This window comes from bacterium, assembly GCA_030654305.1.
Taxonomy (GTDB): domain Bacteria; phylum Krumholzibacteriota; class Krumholzibacteriia; order LZORAL124-64-63; family LZORAL124-64-63; genus PNOJ01.
Genome location: JAURXS010000424.1, coordinates 1 through 3589, shown reverse-complemented (window position 1 = coordinate 3589; position 3589 = coordinate 1). Strand labels below are relative to the sequence as shown.

Genomic DNA, 3589 nt, shown 5'->3' with positions numbered 1-3589 from the left:
GCCTCCTCCAGGGGGCCGGGGCCGTCCGGGTCCTCGAGGTCGCCGCCCATGTAGAGGAAGACGCCGGTCGCCGCATCGCGCACGAAACCGATGCCGCTCTCGTCCGGCAGCTCGTCGCCGCTCAGCGGCACCCAGCGGTTTTCCACCAGGAAGAACTCGCGCGGCGAGACGCCGCCCAGGATCGCCTGCGGATAGTCGGGTGAGAAGTCGTAGGGCGTGCCGCCGACCGAGCTGCCGCTGTAGTGCTGCAGGTACTGGCTGCGCGGGATCTGGGAGGCCGGCAGGTGGATCTCGCGATCGCCGCCGCCGATGGTCGCCGTCTCGAGCCAGCCCAGGTACCAGCGATTCCAGGCGCCGAGCGAGGGCGGCAGCAGTCCGGCCACGCTGAAGACGTCGATGGAGTCGGGGTACTCGGGGTGGACGTTCAGGCCGACGTTGGCCACCAGGTTCGGGCCGGAATCCATCAGGTCCCAGAGCCCTACCGCCGGCAGGCCGGTGGTGGTGTCGTAGACGTCGGGCAGGCCCAGCGCGTGGCCGAACTCGTGGTAGAGGGCGCCGGCGATGCTGCCCAGCCAGTCGTCCTGGCTGGTGGATTCCGGGATGATCGAACACTCGCTGATCAGGCCCGGCGTCCCCGTCGTCGAATCGACGCCGAGCAGGGCGACGGGTTCGCCCAGGGTCACGAAGAAGGTCGGGATGTCGTTGGGCGAATCCCGGTTGACGTCGCTCTGCCAGTCGCCGCCGGCGTGGACGAAGATCACGTAGGCGAGTTCGTTGTCGTCGTCGAAGTCGGCCAGGTTGGCGCTGCCGTCCTGCTGGGTCCCGGCATCCGCCGCCCCGATGACGGCCTGCACCAGGGTTTCCAGCAGTTCCAGCGTCCAGCCGCCGTCGGCGCCGGGGCCGTAATCGGCCATGTCCGACAGGCGGTAGCAGTCCTGCTCACCGTCGGGCAGCACGCGCCCCTCGATGGCGAGTTGGCCGCCGGACTGGATGCGGTAGTACTCGCCGAGCCCTTTCAGGTGCGCCTCGAAGTACGCCTTGTCGTGGGGTGGGCGGTCGAAGATCGCCGCGGGGTCGGGCGCCAACACGAAGTTCCCGTCCGACGTGACGCTCGTCAGGTCGCCGCTGCTGTCGCTGTCGAAACCGATGCGCACCAGCAGCACCCGCAGGGTCGTCGGCTCGCCGGACTTGGCCGCCAACGCCCGCGCGCCCGGGCGGCGCGAAACGTGCCGCCCCTCGAGCAGGTCGTGGACGGCGTGGAACCGCGACTCGAGCGCCTCGAGCCGGCCCTGCGCCGCGTCGCGCGCCCGTTCGCCCCCCGGTCCCGCGAACAGGCGTTCCGGCGAGACCTTGACCACCGGCACCTTTTCCACGGTCCCCGCGCCCGCGGCCGACGCGCCGGCGCCGGTCCCGAGGCCCGCGCACAGGACCAGGATCAGCAGCCGGACCACGGGGCGGGTCGGACCGTGCTTGCGCTCTGCGCCGTCGAACTGCATGCCGATCGTCCCGCCTTCCGGTTCGCGGTGCAGGGGCCTCAGAAATCGTAGCCCAGCGAGATGCGGTCCACGTGCTTGAGCCCCTTGGCCTGCGGCACCGAGGCGTAGCCGAAGGTGATGTTCTTGCCGACCCAGCGGCCGAGGTCCAGGCCGAAGCCCCAGGTGCTGTCCTCGATCTCTCCGGTGCCCTTCTTGTAGCCGAAGCGCAGGAAGAGGGACTGCGCGTAGGCCAGCTCCGTGCCCACGCCCCACTCGTTCTCGCCGAAGTCGAGGCCGAGGCCGTAGTCGTCGTTCTCGTCGCTCCAGTCCAGCAGGGGCACGAGGTAGTCCGCGACCAGCAGCAGCGACAGCGCCTCGCCCTGCACCACGCCGTAGGCGCCGCCGAAGGTGATCTTGCGCGGCAGCGGGTCGCTCTGGGGCTCGTCGACGTGCGTGATGTTCGGGCCCAGGTTGGCCAGCGCCACGCCCAGGTTGGCCCTCAGGGCGGGGATCTTCCACAGCAGACCGGCGTCCACGGCGAAGGTGCTGCCCGAGCCGCCGCGACCGTCCTGCAGCACGTCGTCCGGCGCCAGGTTGTCGCGGAAGTACTTCACGCCGAGGCCGGCGCCGAGGTTCGTGGAGATGCGCGTGCCGTAGGTGAAGCCCATCGCCCACATGTTCGAGGAGAAGATGCCGGTGGAGTCGCCGCCGTCGTTCATACCCTCCTGGTCGCCCATGGACAGGTAGGTCAAGTTGAAGCCGAAGGTGCCGCCCCACTTGCGGGCCGCGTAGCCGCCCCAGTACAGGGCGATGTCGTCGGCGAGGTCGGGCACGAGCTTCGACTGCATGAACTCCAGCCGCGCCGGGTGGACGTCGGTGGCGAAGGCCAGGCCGCCGGGATTCCACCACATGGCGGTGGCGTCCTGCGCCAGGGCGGTGCCGGCCTCCCCCATCCCGTTGTAGCGGGAGCCGATGGGGAATTCCAGCGCGATGGCGCCGGCGCCGGACATGGCCAGGGCCGTACCGGCCACCGACATCAGGCAGGCCGCGGCGAACAGTGTCACGAACACGGGAGTCCTCTTCATCGGATCGTCCTTCCGTCCTGGTTACCGGGGGCTGCGCCCCCCCGTCGTTGATCAGCCAGAGCAGGCCGGGCCTGCCTCATTTCATGAGCACGATCTTGCCGTTGACGATGGCCGGGTGCCGCGGGTCGCCGGCGGCGCTGCCGCGGACCACGTACAGGTAGACGCCGTTGGCGATCTCGTCGCCGCGGGCGTCGCGGCCGTCCCAGGCGAGCACCTGCGGGCCCGCCTCGGCGAAGCTGTGCGTCGTCTGCCAGACCGACCGGCCGGACACCGTGAAGATGGTCCAGGTCACGGTCATCGGGTCGCTGGTCTCGAAGAGCAGGCGCGCCGGGCCCGGGGTCGGGTTCGGGAAGACGGTGACGTCCTGCAGGCCGGTGACGGCGTCGGCCACGACGTGGAACGACAGCGTGTCGCTGCCCACGTTGCCCAGCAGGTCGCTGGCGAAGACCGCCGCCAGGTGGGGACCCGGGACGAGGTTCTCGGGCAGCGGCACCGTGACGCGCGCGCGCGTGAAGCTGCCGGACTCGAAGACGAGGCGGTCGGTGACGTTGCTCATCTGGCCGGTGCCGTCGAACTCCAGCAGCACGCTGTTCAGGGGCGTCGTGCCGAGGATGCTGACGCCGCTGCTGTCGGCCAGGTCTGCGCGCAGCTCGGCGCCCACCTTGACCCGCGTGCTCCCGCCGGCGAAGGCGAGGGACGTCACCGGGCCGGTGACGTCGTCGAGGCCCGCGGTCGCGACCCGGGCCGCCGGCAGCTCGAGGTACATGGCGCGCGACCCCCCGGGCGCGTCGACGATCAGCCGCAGCTTGCCGTGGTCGCCGGTGCGCAGCTGCAGCGGCACTTTGAAATCCACGCGCAGCGTGTCGAGGTCGGTCTCACCGGTACCGCGGAAGACCGGGGCACCCGGCTGCCAGTAGTCGAGGCTGGCCGTGCCGAGCTGGTAGTGGCGGTCGTCGCGGGACTCCTGCACCAGCAGGTCGTACGTCGTGCCGGGAAGAACAGACAGGCCCTGCTCCGAGAGCACGCAGA

The 3589-nt window shown here is 70.7% G+C and carries 3 protein-coding genes; all 3 read right to left on the bottom strand.

Annotated elements, in window-relative coordinates; translation table 11 throughout:
• Positions 1–1496, bottom strand: a 1496-nt coding sequence (locus Q7W29_12410; GenBank protein MDO9172620.1) for an immune inhibitor A, incomplete at its 3' end; no start/stop codon positions are given.
• 38 nt (positions 1497–1534) lie between these two features.
• Complete coding sequence (locus tag Q7W29_12405) at positions 1535–2560, bottom strand: PorV/PorQ family protein (protein MDO9172619.1); 1026 nt, start codon at positions 2558–2560, stop codon at positions 1535–1537.
• A gap of 76 nt (positions 2561–2636) precedes the next feature.
• Positions 2637–3589 (bottom strand): hypothetical protein (locus Q7W29_12400; protein MDO9172618.1); only part of this gene is annotated, 953 nt, incomplete at its 5' end.

Coding starts and splice junctions, on each gene's coding strand:
- Q7W29_12405 (MDO9172619.1), bottom strand. CDS start 2,560: ATGAAGAGGACTCCCGTGTTCGTGACACTGTTCGCCGCGGCCTGCCTG.